Origin of the sequence: Nocardiopsis lucentensis DSM 44048 (assembly GCF_000341125.1) — a bacterium.
Taxonomy (GTDB): Bacteria; Actinomycetota; Actinomycetes; order Streptosporangiales; family Streptosporangiaceae; genus Nocardiopsis; species Nocardiopsis lucentensis.
Genome location: NZ_ANBC01000009.1, coordinates 1 through 13,317, shown reverse-complemented (window position 1 = coordinate 13,317; position 13,317 = coordinate 1). Strand labels below are relative to the sequence as shown.

The following is a 13,317-nucleotide window of genomic DNA, read 5'->3' as shown; positions in this document are numbered from 1 at the left end:
GCCCCCCCCCCTGCCGATCGGCACCGTCGGCATCGCCCCCCACGGCGGCTACGAATCGCTCCCCGAACACTGGCGCGAGGCCACCGACTGGCTCAACGAACGCGCCGACGAGCGCGGCATGACCATGGCCCTGCCCGGTTCGGCCCGGGGCGAGTACGAGTGGGGCCGCCCCCTCGACGAACCCATGCAGCCGCTGCTCACCGGTGCCTGGACCAACCACCAGATCATCCCGTGGGGCTCGGCGGGTGTCTCCCGCCTCACCCACGAGATCGACCAGCGCGTCTCCTCCGGGCGCGGATCGGCCGGACTCGCCGACACCCTCGCCCGCATGGGTGTCACCCACCTCATCGTCCGCAACGACCTCCAGCGCACCGGCAACAACGGCGGCTGGCCCGCCCGTGTCCACCAGGCCCTGGGCGACTCACCCGGGATCACCCAGGCCGCGGAGTTCGGTCCGGTCATCGGCTCCCTCGACCACCAGCCCGCCGCGCGCTGGTTCGACCAGCCCTATCCCGCGCTGACCATCTACGAGGTCGCCGGTGCCGCGCCCACGGTCGGCACCGTCCCCGCGGACGAGGCCATCCGCGTCACCGGGGGCCCTGAGTCCCTCCTCCACCTGGCCGAACAGGGCCTGGTCAACGACGACCGCCCCGTCCTGCTCGGCGACGACCCGGGCGCGGACGCGATCGCCCCCGAGGACACGGTCGTCACCGACTCCGCGCGCCGCCGCGAGGTCGTCCACCCGGACGTGCGCCGCAACGTCTCGGCCACCCTGACCGAGGACGAGGAGCTCGAGAGGGACGTCCCCGCCCCCGACGTCCTCGACCCGGCGTGGGAACCCTACGTCGCCCACGCCGAGGACCTGGGCGTCGCATCGGTCAGCGCCTCCTCCTCCGAGAGCGGCGCCGGGGCGCGCGGCTCCGACCGCGACCCCGGCCACGCGCCGCACGCCGCCCTCGACGACGACCTCACCACCGGCTGGCGTTCGAGCGCCTTCACCGGCGCGCTCGGCCAGTGGTTGGAGGTGGAGTTCGCCGAGCCCCGCGACGTCGACGGCCTCACCATCGCCTTCGACCAGCTGCCCGGCGAGCCGCCGCCCTCCCGCGTCACCGTGATCACCGACAACGGCGAGACGGAGGCGCCGGTCGCGCAGACCGACGAACCCCAGGAGCTCATGGCCCCGCCCGGCCCGACCTCCACCCTGCGCGTGCGCGTCGACGAGCTGGCCTGGGAGCCGGAGTACCGCTTCGGCACCCGAGTGGGCATCACCTCCCTGTCCCTGCCGGGGCTGGAGGCCACCCGCACCCTGCGCGTCCCCGGCCCCGCCGACGCCGACACCCTGCTGTTCACCGGCTCCACCGGCACCGCTCCGGGGTGCGTGGAGGGCTCCCACGTGTGGGTGTGCAACTCCCGCCTGGAGGTCCAGGGCGAGGACGCCAGCCGTCTGGACCGCACCTTCGCGCTCTCCGCCGACTCGGCGGAGAGCGCGCACCGGGTGTCCGGCGAGGTCGTGCTCACCGACCCCCGCGAGGCGGAGAACGCCGCCAACCGGGCGAGCCCGTACCCCCGCGTGACCGCCTCCTCCACCGCCGTCGAGCACCCCGCCGCGATGGGCCGGGGCGCGCTCGACGACGACGAGTCCACCGTCTGGTACCCCGACCCGGAGGAGAAGCACCCCTGGCTCGACATCGAGTTCGGCGAGCCGACCGAACTGGACCACCTGGAGGTCGCCTTCCCCCGGGCCGACAGCGTGCTCCGGCCCATCCGGGTCACCGTCGAGGGCGGCGACACCATCCGCGAGGGGTGGCTCGACGGCAGCGGCCGCGTGGACTTCGCGGAGCTGACGGCCGACTCCGTGCGCGTCACCTTCGAGCGCCCCGAGGGCCAGGACCTGGAGATCGGCACCATCACCCTGCCCGGCGTCGACCCGGTGGAGCCGCTTCCCGAGGGCGACGCCGCGACCGCCTGCGGCCTGGGGCCCACACTGCGGGTCAACGGCCTGCGCGTGGAGACCCGGATCTCCGACGGCACGCTCGCCGACCAGCTCACCGGACGCCCGCTGCGCTACGAGAGCTGCACCGACCTGGACCTGACGGAGGGCGAGAACCGGATCATCGTCGACCCCGGTAACCGGTACGACGTCCGCTCCGCCCTCGTCGAGACCGAGACCTCCCTCGCCGACCGCGTTCCCGTGGAGACGGCCGAGGTCGAGGAGGTCCACGCCTGGGGACCGGACGAACGCCGCTTCGACGTCGCCGTCGACGAGGAGAGCCTGCTCGTCGTGAACGAGAACTTCAACGAGGGCTGGGAGGCGACCCTGTCCGGCGCCGAGGGGGCGCTGGAACCGGTCCGGCTGGAGGGCTGGAAGCAGGCCTGGGTGCTCCCCGCCGGGAGCGAGGGCACCGTCACGCTCACCTACGCGCCCGACACCGCCTACCGGTCCGCGCTCGCGGCGGGCGCCGGGCTGGCCGGGCTCCTGGTGGTCCTGGCGCTGTGGCCGCGACGCCTCGTCCCCACGGCCCTCGCGCCGGCGTTCGCCCGCGCGGCCGGGTCCACGGGCCGCTCCGGGCGCGCGCTGCCCGCCGCCGGACCCGGCTGGCTGAACCGGTGGGCGGTCCTGCCCCTCGGCCTGGCCTACGGCGTGTGGGTCGCGGGTGCCGCGGGAGCCGCCGTCGTCGCCGTGATCCTGCTGTGCGTCTGGTGGCTCGGCCGCCAGGCACCCAAGGGGCTGCGCCACGCCCGGCCGGGGCGGCCGTCGCTGGGCGGGCGGACCCTGCCCCACCTGGCCGGGCCGTGGCCGGTCGCGGTCGCGCTGGCGCTGGCGGGTCTGGCCATGGCGGTCGGTACCCACCTCGCCCTGTACATGCCCTTCCACGACGTCACCGAGGTGTTCGGGGGAGCGTTGCGCGGCTGGGCCGCCCAAGCGCTGTGCCTGCCCGCCCTGGCCAGGCTCGTCCTCGCCCTCGGCCAGCGCGGGGACGACTCCCCGGACCCCGGGGCGGCCCCCCGGGCCCGGGCCGCCGAACGGCTCCGCACGGCGCCCTTCGGCGAACCCGACCACCCGGCTGGGGCGGCGGCCGACGGGAACGGGAACGGCCACGGCCGTGAGTCCGCGCCCGCACCGGACTCCGACGTCGAGGAGGCCCGCACATGAGCGCACTGACCAAGGTCGGCGTGGGCGGCTCCGCGGGAACCGACGACCGCCCGATCCACCGAGGCACCCTCCTGGTGGCCGTGGGGGCCTTCCTGCTGACCCTGGCCGCCCTGCTGCCCCTCTACGTCCACGACCGGGTGGCGCTCCTGCCCGCCTCGGCCGAGTTCGAGCTCAGGATGGTCGACGAGGACGCCGCCTACCTCGACGCGTCCACGTGGTCCCTGCGTCAGGGCGTCGAACTCCGGCGGGTCGTCAGGGTGGACGCGGCCCCGCACGGCGGTGACTGGTCGGCCTGGGAGATGTCCGTGGACGTGTCCACCCCGGAGCGGATGATCGACCACTGGAGCCGCCGCGTCATCGTCGACCGCGTGACCGGCCGCGCCGTCAACTGCTGCGGCGAGCACGTCAACGGAGACCGGGCGGTCCGGCAGGCGGGGCTCGTGTTCCACTGGCCCGCGGGCGCCCCGGCCGAGGACGTCACCCACTACGACGCCGAAGTGCGCTCGGCGCCGCGCCTGGAGTTCCAGACCGAGGGCCAGGTGGCCGGGGTGACGGCCCGACTCTACACCCAGACCGTCGAGTCGACCCAGGTCCCCGGCTCGGCCCGGTCGGTGCCCGCGGCCCTGTTCACCCCCGGCGCGGAGGGCACGGTCACCGCCGCGCGGTGGGTGGAGATCACCCGCGTCTACTGGGTCGAGCCCGTGAGCGGTCTGGTCGTCAACGCCCAGGAGACCCGGTCCGAGACCCTGCGCCCGCGCGGCGGAGGCGGTGAGGTCGGGTTGCTGTCGGCCGAGCTGACCCTGTCCGAGGGGCAGGTGGTCGCCCTCGCCGAACAGGCCCGCGTCCGCGCCTTCCTGCTCACCGTCCTCGACACCTGGGCGCCCTGGATCCTCGGCCCGCTGGGCGCGCTGGCCGTCCTGGCCGGCCTCGTCCAGGCGTGGCGGACCCGGGAGACGGCGCTGCGGCGGAGGCGTGACATGCACGAACACGTTGACTGGGTGGACGGGCTCGGGAAGGAGCCGAGAACGCCCTAGGATCGGACACATGTGCGGTCGCTATGCCCAGTCTCGGAACCAGCAGCAGCTCCGGCTCGCCTTCGACCTCCCCGAGGAGACCATCCCGGAGGAGGCCGACCCCCGGGCCTGGCCTCCGCTGGACGACCTGTCCCCGGACTACAACGTCTCCCCGGGCAGGACCGTCTACGCCGTGCTCGGTCCGCCCCCGCGCGGGAGCGGGGAGACCGACGAGCCCGCCGGGCCGCGCCACCTGCGCACCCTGCGCTGGGGACTCGTCCCCTCCTGGGCCAAGGACCGCAACGTCGGCTACCGGATGATCAACGCGCGCGGCGAGACCGTCGCCGACAAACCCGCCTTCCGCGCGGCCTTCCGCCGCCGCCGGTGCCTGGTGCCCGCCGACGCCTACTACGAATGGCAGCTCATCGGGGCCGACGGCCGAGCCGAGCCGAGCACCTCGCCCGCGACCGACCCCCAGCACCGCAAGCGCAAGGCCAAGGCCGCGAAGAAGCCGTTCGCGGTGCACTACGGCGACGACGAACCGCTGGCCATGGCCGGGATCTTCGAGCGCTGGCGCGATCCGGAGGTCGACGAGAACGACCCCGCCGCCTGGCTGTGGAGCTGCGCGGTCATCACCACCGAGGCCGCGCCCGAACTCGCCCACATCCACGAGCGCATGCCCGTCATCCTGTCCCGGGACGACTGGGCGACCTGGCTGGACCCCGACTCCGGCGCGGACGATCTGGCCCACGCCATGGCTGGGACACCGGCCCAGCGGCTCGTGTTCGACGAGGTCTCCACCGACGTGAACAGCATCAAGAACAACGGCCCCCAGCTCCTGGCCCCCGTGCCCGCCGCGGGGGATGACGGGTCCGACACACTTTTCTGACCTGGGGGCGGCTGGACACTGCCCGGGGACCTCTGTGTATGGTGTGCGAGGCCACACGGCCAGCGCCCCCTCCGGGGCGCACGCACGTCGTTCATCCCATCCCCGACGTGCGCATATGTGAATACGCAACGCGGGAGCTCGCGCCATGGCGGGCTGAGAGGGCGGCTCAACGGTGTCGCCGACCGCAGAACCTGTTCGGGTAATTCCGACGTAGGGAGGCATGCCATGACGGCTATGGACAGCCGCGCCGCGAGCTCCACCGCTGACGAGCACCAGGTGACCACGGGTCCCATCATGGGATCACGGAAGGTCTACCGCGAGATCGACGACCCCGCCGGTTTCACGCTCCGCGTCCCGCAACGCCGGGTGGAACTCAGCAACGGCAGCCACTTCGACCTGTACGACACGTCAGGTCCGTACACCGACTCCACCGCCGACATCGACGTCCACCGGGGCCTGCCCGCCGCGCGGCAGGCCTGGATCGACGCCCGCGAACCCGTCGACGGCGCGGTCACCCAGCTGGCCTACGCCAAGGCCGGGACCATCACCCCCGAGATGCGTTTCGTGGCCGCGCGCGAGGGCATGGACCCCGAGTTCGTGCGCCAGGAGATCGCCATCGGCCGCGCGGTCATCCCGGTCAACCGCAGGCACCCGGAGTCCGAGCCGACCATCATCGGCAAGAACTTCCTGGTGAAGATCAACGCCAACATCGGCAACTCCGCGGTCACCTCGTCGGTCCCCGAGGAGGTCGAGAAGATGGTGTGGGCCACCCGCTGGGGCGCCGACACCGTGATGGACCTGTCCACCGGCAAGCGCATCCACGAGACCCGCGAGCGGATCCTGCGCAACTCGCCGGTCCCGATCGGCACGGTCCCCATCTACCAGGCCCTGGAGAAGGTCAACGGCGACCCCACCCAGCTGAGCTGGGAGATCTACCGCGAGACCATCATCGAGCAGGCCGAGCAGGGCGTCGACTACATGACCGTCCACGCCGGCGTGCTGCTGCGCTACGTGCCGCTGGCGGCCAGGCGCGTCACCGGCATCGTCTCGCGCGGCGGTTCGATCATGGCCGCGTGGTGCCTGGCCCACCACAAGGAGAGCTTCCTCTACACCCACTACGAGGAACTCTGCGAGATCCTGCGCGAGTACGACATCACCTTCTCCCTCGGTGACGGCCTGCGGCCCGGCTCGATCGCCGACGCCAACGACGAGGCCCAGTTCGCCGAGCTGCGCACCCTGGGCGAGCTCACCCACATCGCCCGGGCGCACGACGTGCAGGTGATGATCGAGGGCCCGGGCCACGTGCCGATGCACAAGATCGCGGAGAACGTGCGCCTGGAGGAGGAGCTGTGCGGCGAGGCGCCGTTCTACACGCTCGGCCCCCTGGCCACCGACATCGCCCCCGGCTACGACCACATCACCTCCGCCATCGGCGCCGCCCAGATCGGCTGGCACGGCACGGCGATGCTGTGCTACGTCACCCCGAAGGAGCACCTGGGCCTGCCCAACCGGGACGACGTCAAGACCGGCGTGGTCACCTACAAGCTCGCCGCGCACGCCGCCGACCTGGCCAAGGGCCACCCCCGGGCACAGGAGTGGGACGACGAGCTGTCCAAGGCGCGGTTCGAGTTCCGCTGGCAGGACCAGTTCAACCTGTCGCTCGACCCGGAGACGGCGCAGTCCTTCCACGACGAGACGCTGCCCGCCGAACCGGCCAAGACCGCGCACTTCTGCTCCATGTGCGGGCCGAAGTTCTGCTCGATGAAGATCTCCCAGGACGTGCGCAAGTACGCCGAGGAGAACGGGCTGGACACGGTCGAGGCGATCGAGAAGGGCATGGCGGACAAGTCCGAGGAGTTCGCGGCCTCGGGTAACCGGGTGTACCTGCCGCTGGCCGACTGACCCGTCCGACGGCCCCGGGAACCCCGGGAGGGATCCGCGCCCCGAACGGAGGCGGGGCTCCCTCCCGGCCCGGTCGTCGGCCCGGGCCGGCCGGAGCGGCGCCGCCGCAGGGAAGCGGGGTCAGCCCGGTTTGCGCGCGCTGGCCACCAGGTGCACGCCCACGTAGTCGTCGGACTCGGTGGCGCGCGTCTCCATCTCCACCAGGCGGCCCATCGACCGGGGGTCGCGGGCGAGCATCCCCTCCACAGTGGACGGCGACAGCACCGTGCGCGGTTTGATCCACTCCAGCTCGAGCCCCGCGTCGGCGAGGGTCTCGGTGAGCTGCTCGGAGGTGAAGCACCGGGTGATGGAGCCGTCCGGCCAGGGCACCAGCAGCACGTCGGCGCTGGGTGCGTGGCTGAGCTCGGGCCAGCAGTCCTGCTCGGCCAGCAGCGCCATCCCGAGCACCACGGAGTCCACGCACACGAGTGTCCGTCCCCCCGGGCGCAGGACCCGCGCGATCTCCGTCATCGACGACTCCGTGGCCAACTGCCGCGACAGCACGCGGTTGTCGGCGATCACCCCGTCGAAGACCCCGGAGGCGAACGTGCGCAGCAGCGCGGAGTCGCCCACCACGTGCCGCAACCGCCCGCGGCGGGCCGGACGCGGCACCCCCGCGTGCCCGTTGACGAGGGTCAGGGGCCGACGCACCGCCACGTCCTCCGACGGAAGCAGGGTGACCACGTCGTGTCCGGCGGCGACGGCCCGGTGGGTGCCCTGGAAGTCCGGGCTCGACAGGTCGAGCAGCCGGGCGGGCGCGGGCGGAAGCCACCGCGCGATCTGCGTCTCGGCGACGGCCCAGTAGAAGCGCCAGTAGTCCGACAGCTGGTCGGGTGTGGCGAACTGGGCGGCCGGGGACCGTGGGCGGTCCGATGCCGGGGTCGAGGACGGTCGCACGTGCACTCCTCTCCCATCCTTGTGTGGTCCTACCCGCACTCTCCCATGCCCTACCTCCGCCGATGACGCCAAACGACAAAGTTCACCGCGCGGTGGCCCGCTTCTCCCCGCCCGGCTGGAATCAGCGTGCGAAGGGCGTTGTTGTCACCGACACCGCGCGGGACGCAGGGTCCGGCGCGCGGCAACGGATGTTGGGGAGGAATCTTCGGCTATGTCGACCGCCAGCGCGTGCCTGGAGCGCGAGGAGGCCGTGTCCGCGCCACGCGGCGCCGGTGCGCGGGTCCTGGGTGTGGAGCCGTATCTTGGGGATATGGATGCTCCAGCCGAGACCAGCGCAGGGAGGCCGACGGGCTTGGAAGAGGGCCAGGAGACAGCACGTGAGCGGGAGGAGCGCTTCGAGAGGGACGTGTTGCCCTTCCTCGACCAGCTCTACTCCGCGGCGCTGCGGATGACCCGTAACCCCGCCGACGCGGAGGACCTCGTTCAGGAGACGTTCGCCAAGGCGTTTGGTTCGTTCCACCAGTTCAAGCAGGGGACGAACCTCAAGGCGTGGCTGTACCGCATCCTCACCAACACCTTCATCAACTCCTACCGCAAGAAGCAGCGGGAACCGAAGCAGGCGGGAACCGAGGACGTCGAGGACTGGCAGTTGGCCCAGGCCGCCTCGCACACGGCCGTGGGGCTCAAGTCGGCCGAGGCCGAGGCGCTCGAACACCTGCCTGACAGTGACGTGAAGCGGGCGCTCCAGGAGCTGCCCGAGGACTTCCGGATCGCGGTGTACCTCGCCGACGTCGAGGGCTTCGCCTACAAGGAGGTCGCCGAGATCATGGGCACGCCGATCGGGACGGTCATGTCCCGGTTGCACCGGGGGCGTCGCCAGCTCCGGTCCCTGTTGGAGGAGTACGCGGTGGACCGCGGTTTCCTGCCGACGGCGCGGGCGGAGGCCTCCGCCGGTGCCGTCGCGTCGGGTACGTCCGCGGGAGGTCGGGGACAGGCGAACGGGTCGGATCGAGGAGATCGGCAATGAGCGGCGGCCACGGCAAGGACAGCGAAACCCCCTGTAGCGAGGTGCTCGACAAGCTCTACACCTACATCGACGGGGAGCTGGAGGAGGGCAACTGCGAGCAGATCAGGGAGCATCTGGACGACTGCGCGCCCTGCCTCGACGAGTACGGGCTCGAGGAGGCGGTGAAGAAGATCGTCGCCAAGCACTGCGGGTGCGACCCGGTTCCCCTGGATCTGCGGGACAAGGTTCTCGGCCGGCTGGCGCGCGCGCGCGAGGAATCCCTGGAGCGCGAGGCGAATGCGGACGGGGAAAACCTCGTGCGCGAGGTGAAAGAGGACGGCGAAAACCTCGTGCGCGAGGCAAGTTCGGAGTAAGTCAGGGTCCTCGGCTCCCGGGGACGCCCCAACGGCCGTGACACGCGGTGGCGGTGACTGTATTTCCAGTCACCGCCACCTTTTGTATGCGTTATAGCCTGCTGTCTTGAATTGTCGTGTGATGTCGTGTCATGCGTGGTCTGTAGTTGTTTGGGAGTATGTCGAGTCGGATTCCCCGTGTCTGCGGGGGTTTTGGACACGTGCCTGTCCGAGTGGAGCGGGGTGAGGGGTGTCGACACGCCCGGCGCGCTCGCCCTCTTTCGTGTCGTGACCGACTCGGAATGTTTTTTCCCGCTGATCGGCACTCTTCGATCGAACAGTTACCATGCGTAGTCAGTGCAGGTAGAAGCGACTGGAAGGGTGGGGCGAGATGGGCTTCGCTGTGGACTTTTCGGCATCGCTGGCCAGTGGCGTGTGGTGACTCAGAGTTATCATCTGAAATTACGACTTGAATTAGTAATTCCATACTCCGGAACTACTGGTCAGTTGGGGTGTTCGTCGGGGTGGCGGTTCGGGTTGGGGGTAATCCGGGACCCGTGTTGGCCCGTTAAACTGGACGCCATATCCAACGAATGGGGTAATTTACGCCGCGTGTCCAGGGGAATGGGGGCGCGCGGCATCGGGGGGAGAGGGGACAACCGTGTTCATCAGCATGCTGCACGTAGCGATGATGGTTCTTTGGACGGTATCCGCCTTCGCCGGATGGTCCTGGTGGTAGAACGGAACCGGTGAAATCATGACAGTCCGGTCGTCGTTGGCGGGGGGTGAACGGGGGTGCGGGCTCTTCCTGGGGGCGCGCGTGTCTACGTCGGAATCATCGTTGTCAGTGCTGTCACCATCGTGCTGGTCGGGCCGTATTCGGGTATCGACCTGAAGACCCTGGTCCTCGTGGCCGTCCTTTTCGTGGTCGCCGAGTCCATCAGCACCATCGTCGTCTCCAACGGCAAGATGGGGATGTCGCCGAGCTCGGCGGTGTCACTGGCCGCGATCGTTCTGGTGGGGCCGGTCGGGGCGGCGGTCGTCGGTTTCGCCTCCTGCCTGACCATTCGCAAGCAGATCCTCGTCAAGCGGGCGTTCAACGGCGCGCAGTTCGCCCTGGCCGCCTACGCGGCCGGACACGTCTACCTCCTGTGCGGAGGCACGGTCGGCGAACCGGTGCGCGAGGACTTTCCCATGATCCTGCTGCCGTACGTGGCGGCCGTGATCACCCACACCGTGGTCAACTCCGCGCTCGTCGGCGTCCTGATGTGGACGCTCGGCGCGGTCCGCGCCCGGCGCAAGAGCCCGATCCACTGGCGCCCGCTGGTGGCGGTCGAGCTGTCCTCGATCGGCTACCAGATGCTCGGTCTGGCCATCGCCGCGGTCTGGGGCGGGGTCGGGATCATCGCGCCCCTGCTGGTCCTGCTGCCCCTGTTCATCGCGCGCTGGACCTTCGCGCAGCAGGCCGACGAGGCGCGGGCCCACGAGGCCACGCTCGCCACGCTGTGCCAGGCGGTCGAGACCAAGGACTACTACACGCGCGGCCACTGCATGCGCGTCGCCGAGGGCGCCGCCATGATCGCGCGCGAACTGGGTATGCCCGCCGAACGGGTGCAGAAGATCCGCTACGCGGGGATGCTGCACGACATCGGCAAGCTCGGGGTGCCCACCAAGGTGCTGCAAAAGACCGGGAAACTCACCGACGACGAGTACGCGGCGATCAAACTGCACCCGACACGCGGCTACGAGATCGTGCGCGAGATCAGTTTCCTCGACGAGGCACTGGCCGGTATCCGCCACCACCACGAGCGGCTGGACGGACGCGGCTACCCCATGGGCCTGGTGGGGATGGAGATCCCCGAGTCCGCCCGCGTCATCAGCGTGGCCGACGTGTTCGACTGCCTGACCTCCACGCGCTCCTACCGCAAGGCGTGGTCCGTGGAGGACGCCATCACCGAGTTGCGGGCCTGCGTCGGGACGCAGTTCGACGGGCGGATGGTCGAGGCGCTCGTCCGGGCGGTCGAGCGTGAGGGCTGGAAGACCCCGGACATCGCCGAGCCGCCGGGGGGCTGCTACGAGGCCGCCGAGAAGGCGGTCGGGCGGACCGGAGAACCGGCCGCCGAGGGCTCGGCGCCCGCACCCGCCGAGGCCGTTCCGGGTGGGCGTGACCGATGATGACCCAGAGCCAGTCCGACGAGGCCTCGTCACCCCGCCCGCCGCTCACCGGACTCGAGGGCGGGGCGCTCGGACTCCAGCGACCGCGGGGACCGATCTGGCGTACCACGCGCCCCATCCGCGCCGTGCTCGTCGCGGCGGCCGGGGCGGGCACGCTGGCCGCCGTCGTGTGGACCGCCGCGCACGGGGCCGTCGAGCCCTACGTCGCGCTCACCTTCTGCCTCGTCATCGCCGTCGGAGAGCTCGCGCGCATCACCCTGCCCGGGCACCGGGAGGTCGCCCCGATCGCCTCGGCCGGAGCGATCAGCTACGCGTTCCTGGTCAGCCTCGGCGACGTGCCCGTGGAGCACTCCGCGTCACAGGTGGTCGCCGTGGTCGGGCTCGGGCTGGCGCTGGGGGAGCTGCCACACGTCGCCGTGGGCCGGAGCCCGCGCCTGGAGGACCTGGCCCGGCGGGTGCTGGCCGTGATACTCATCGCGGTGGCCTTCCGCCCGCTGGTCACGCAGCTGTCACTGACGGAGCCCTCGGTGCGGGTCACGCTGCTCATGGCCTCGCTGGTGCTGCTCACCTGGCTGGTGGACGCCGTGATGGCCGGTGTGCTGCGCGCCGAACGTCTGCGCACGAACCTGCTGGTCGCGGTGCGCGACGAGGTGCGCGCGCAGTTCGCGACGGGCGCGGCGATCGGCGCCAGCGGCGTACTGATCGCGCTGGCCTGCACGGTCACCGGACTGGTGGGACTGCTGGTGTTCAGCGCCCCGCTCCTGGTCTCCCAGGTCGCCTTCCGGCGCCACGCGGAGGTACGGCGCACCTACCTGGAGACGGTGCGGGCGCTGTCGAGGGTCACCGAGGTCGGCGGGTACGTGGAGAACGGGCACTCGCGCAGGGTCAGCCACCTGGCCCACGGCATCGCCTGCGAACTGGGTTTCTCCGAGGCCCAACTGCTGGAGTTGGAGTACGCGGCCCTCATGCACGACATCGGGCAGCTGTCCCTGCGCGAGCCCATCGCGGGCGGCGCGACCGTGCTCGCCTCACCCCGGGAGCAGCGGCGGATCGCCGAACTGGGGTCGGCCATCATCCGGGAGACCGGGGTTCTGGACAGCGTCGCCGAGGTCGTTCGCCGCCAGTGCGAGCCGCTGGCCGGGGACGGCGACGAGGGCGTGCCGCCGCTCGGCAGCCGGATCATCAAGGTGGCCAACGCCTTCGACGACCTCGTCGGGGAGAACGGCGACGACGAACGCCGGGCCGCGGTCCTGGAACGCCTCCGGATGGACACCGAGAGCGAGTACGACCCGAGGGTGGTCGACGCCCTGGCCACCGTGCTCGTTCGCGCGTGAGGACGCCGGCAGGGTTCTTGTGGATGGGACTGCGCCGCAGGCGTCCGTTGAGGGTGGTGGCGGGCGACGGGCGGGCGAGTCGAGCCGCGAGCGAGGAACGAGCGTCAGGCGAGGATGAAGAATCCCTGCCTTCGGGGCGTCCGAACAAAGTGACTACCGTGCCGGAGGCGTCGATTGAGGGTGCCCGCTCCGCCGCGGAGCGGCCCTCGGGCGGTGGCGGGCGACGGGCGGGCCGAAGCGAAGCGGCAGGCCCAAAAAGATACTCCCGGTTCAGTCCGTCGGGGGACGCAGGCGGGTGACGAACTTGTACCGGTCACCGCGGTAGAGCGAACGCACCCACTCGACCGGGTGGCCGTCCGCGTCGAAACTGTGCTGGCAGTGCAGCACCAGCGGCAGACCGACGTCCACACCCAGCAGCCGTGCCTCGTTGGGGGTGGCCAGAACCGTCTCGATCGACGCCTCCGCCTCGGCCAGGGACACGTCGTAGGCGCTCGCGAGAGCCTCGTAGAGCGACGCGTAGCGGTCGAGCTGACGGCGGAGCCCGGGGAAGCGCCG

At 71.3% G+C, this 13,317-nt stretch carries 10 protein-coding genes; 8 read left to right on the top strand and 2 right to left on the bottom strand.

The genetic code is table 11. The features are described 5' to 3' along the window. From D471_RS32395 to thiC, 4 genes are all read left to right on the top strand, one after another. Positions 1 to 3,154: alpha-(1->3)-arabinofuranosyltransferase domain-containing protein (locus D471_RS32395; protein ID WP_017596776.1), on the top strand; the 3,154-nt coding region annotated here is incomplete at its 5' end. Beyond that, positions 3,151 to 4,188: a DUF3068 domain-containing protein gene (locus D471_RS0100275; RefSeq protein WP_017596775.1), complete on the top strand. Its 1,038-nt coding sequence runs from the start codon at positions 3,151 to 3,153 to the stop codon at positions 4,186 to 4,188. The genes D471_RS32395 and D471_RS0100275, both read left to right, overlap by 4 nt. 10 nt (positions 4,189 to 4,198) lie before the next feature. After that, positions 4,199 to 5,056, top strand: coding sequence for an SOS response-associated peptidase (locus D471_RS0100270; protein WP_017596774.1), 858 nt, complete (start codon positions 4,199 to 4,201; stop codon positions 5,054 to 5,056). A 225-nt stretch (positions 5,057 to 5,281) separates the two neighbouring features. Next, positions 5,282 to 6,958 (top strand): phosphomethylpyrimidine synthase ThiC, encoded by a 1,677-nt coding sequence (gene thiC / locus D471_RS0100265; RefSeq protein WP_083923984.1) that lies wholly within the window; start codon positions 5,282 to 5,284, stop codon positions 6,956 to 6,958. 120 nt (positions 6,959 to 7,078) lie between these two features. On the opposite strand, the gene D471_RS0100260 is transcribed toward thiC, so the two are convergent. Then, a complete protein-coding gene (locus D471_RS0100260; RefSeq protein WP_017596772.1) occupies positions 7,079 to 7,900 on the bottom strand; it encodes a class I SAM-dependent methyltransferase in 822 nt (273 codons plus the stop codon). A gap of 346 nt (positions 7,901 to 8,246) precedes the next feature. Here D471_RS0100260 and D471_RS0100255 point away from each other — a divergent pair, with 346 nt between their 5' ends. The 4 genes from D471_RS0100255 (at position 8,247) to D471_RS0100240 (ending at position 12,762) form a co-directional block, all read left to right on the top strand. Next, positions 8,247 to 8,921, top strand: a complete 675-nt coding sequence (locus D471_RS0100255; protein WP_017596771.1) for a sigma-70 family RNA polymerase sigma factor — start codon at positions 8,247 to 8,249, stop codon at positions 8,919 to 8,921. Continuing rightward, on the top strand, positions 8,918 to 9,274 hold the full coding sequence (rsrA, locus tag D471_RS0100250) for a mycothiol system anti-sigma-R factor (protein ID WP_017596770.1): 357 nt from the start codon (positions 8,918 to 8,920) through the stop codon (positions 9,272 to 9,274). Before D471_RS0100255 ends, rsrA begins: the two co-directional genes overlap by 4 nt. Before the next feature lie 840 nt (positions 9,275 to 10,114). Then, complete coding sequence (locus D471_RS0100245) at positions 10,115 to 11,428, top strand: HD-GYP domain-containing protein (protein WP_017596769.1); 1,314 nt, start codon at positions 10,115 to 10,117, stop codon at positions 11,426 to 11,428. Next, positions 11,428 to 12,762, top strand: coding sequence for an HD-GYP domain-containing protein (locus D471_RS0100240; protein ID WP_017596768.1), 1,335 nt, complete (start codon positions 11,428 to 11,430; stop codon positions 12,760 to 12,762). The genes D471_RS0100245 and D471_RS0100240 overlap by 1 nt, the downstream gene beginning before the upstream one ends. Positions 12,763 to 13,032: 270 nt before the next feature. Here D471_RS0100240 and D471_RS0100235 read toward each other — a convergent pair. Further along, positions 13,033 to 13,317, bottom strand: a 285-nt coding sequence (locus D471_RS0100235) for a GntR family transcriptional regulator (protein ID WP_017596767.1), incomplete at its 5' end; no start/stop codon positions are given.

Bases quoted from the DNA above. Each gene is read 5' to 3' on its own strand.
- D471_RS0100240 (WP_017596768.1), top strand. From the start codon at position 11,428: ATGACCCAGAGCCAGTCCGACGAGGCCTCGTCACCCCGCCCGCCGCTC.
- rsrA (WP_017596770.1), top strand. From the start codon at position 8,918: ATGAGCGGCGGCCACGGCAAGGACAGCGAAACCCCCTGTAGCGAGGTG.
- D471_RS0100275 (WP_017596775.1), top strand. From the start codon at position 3,151: ATGAGCGCACTGACCAAGGTCGGCGTGGGCGGCTCCGCGGGAACCGAC.
- thiC (WP_083923984.1), top strand. From the start codon at position 5,282: ATGACGGCTATGGACAGCCGCGCCGCGAGCTCCACCGCTGACGAGCAC.
- D471_RS0100270 (WP_017596774.1), top strand. From the start codon at position 4,199: ATGTGCGGTCGCTATGCCCAGTCTCGGAACCAGCAGCAGCTCCGGCTC.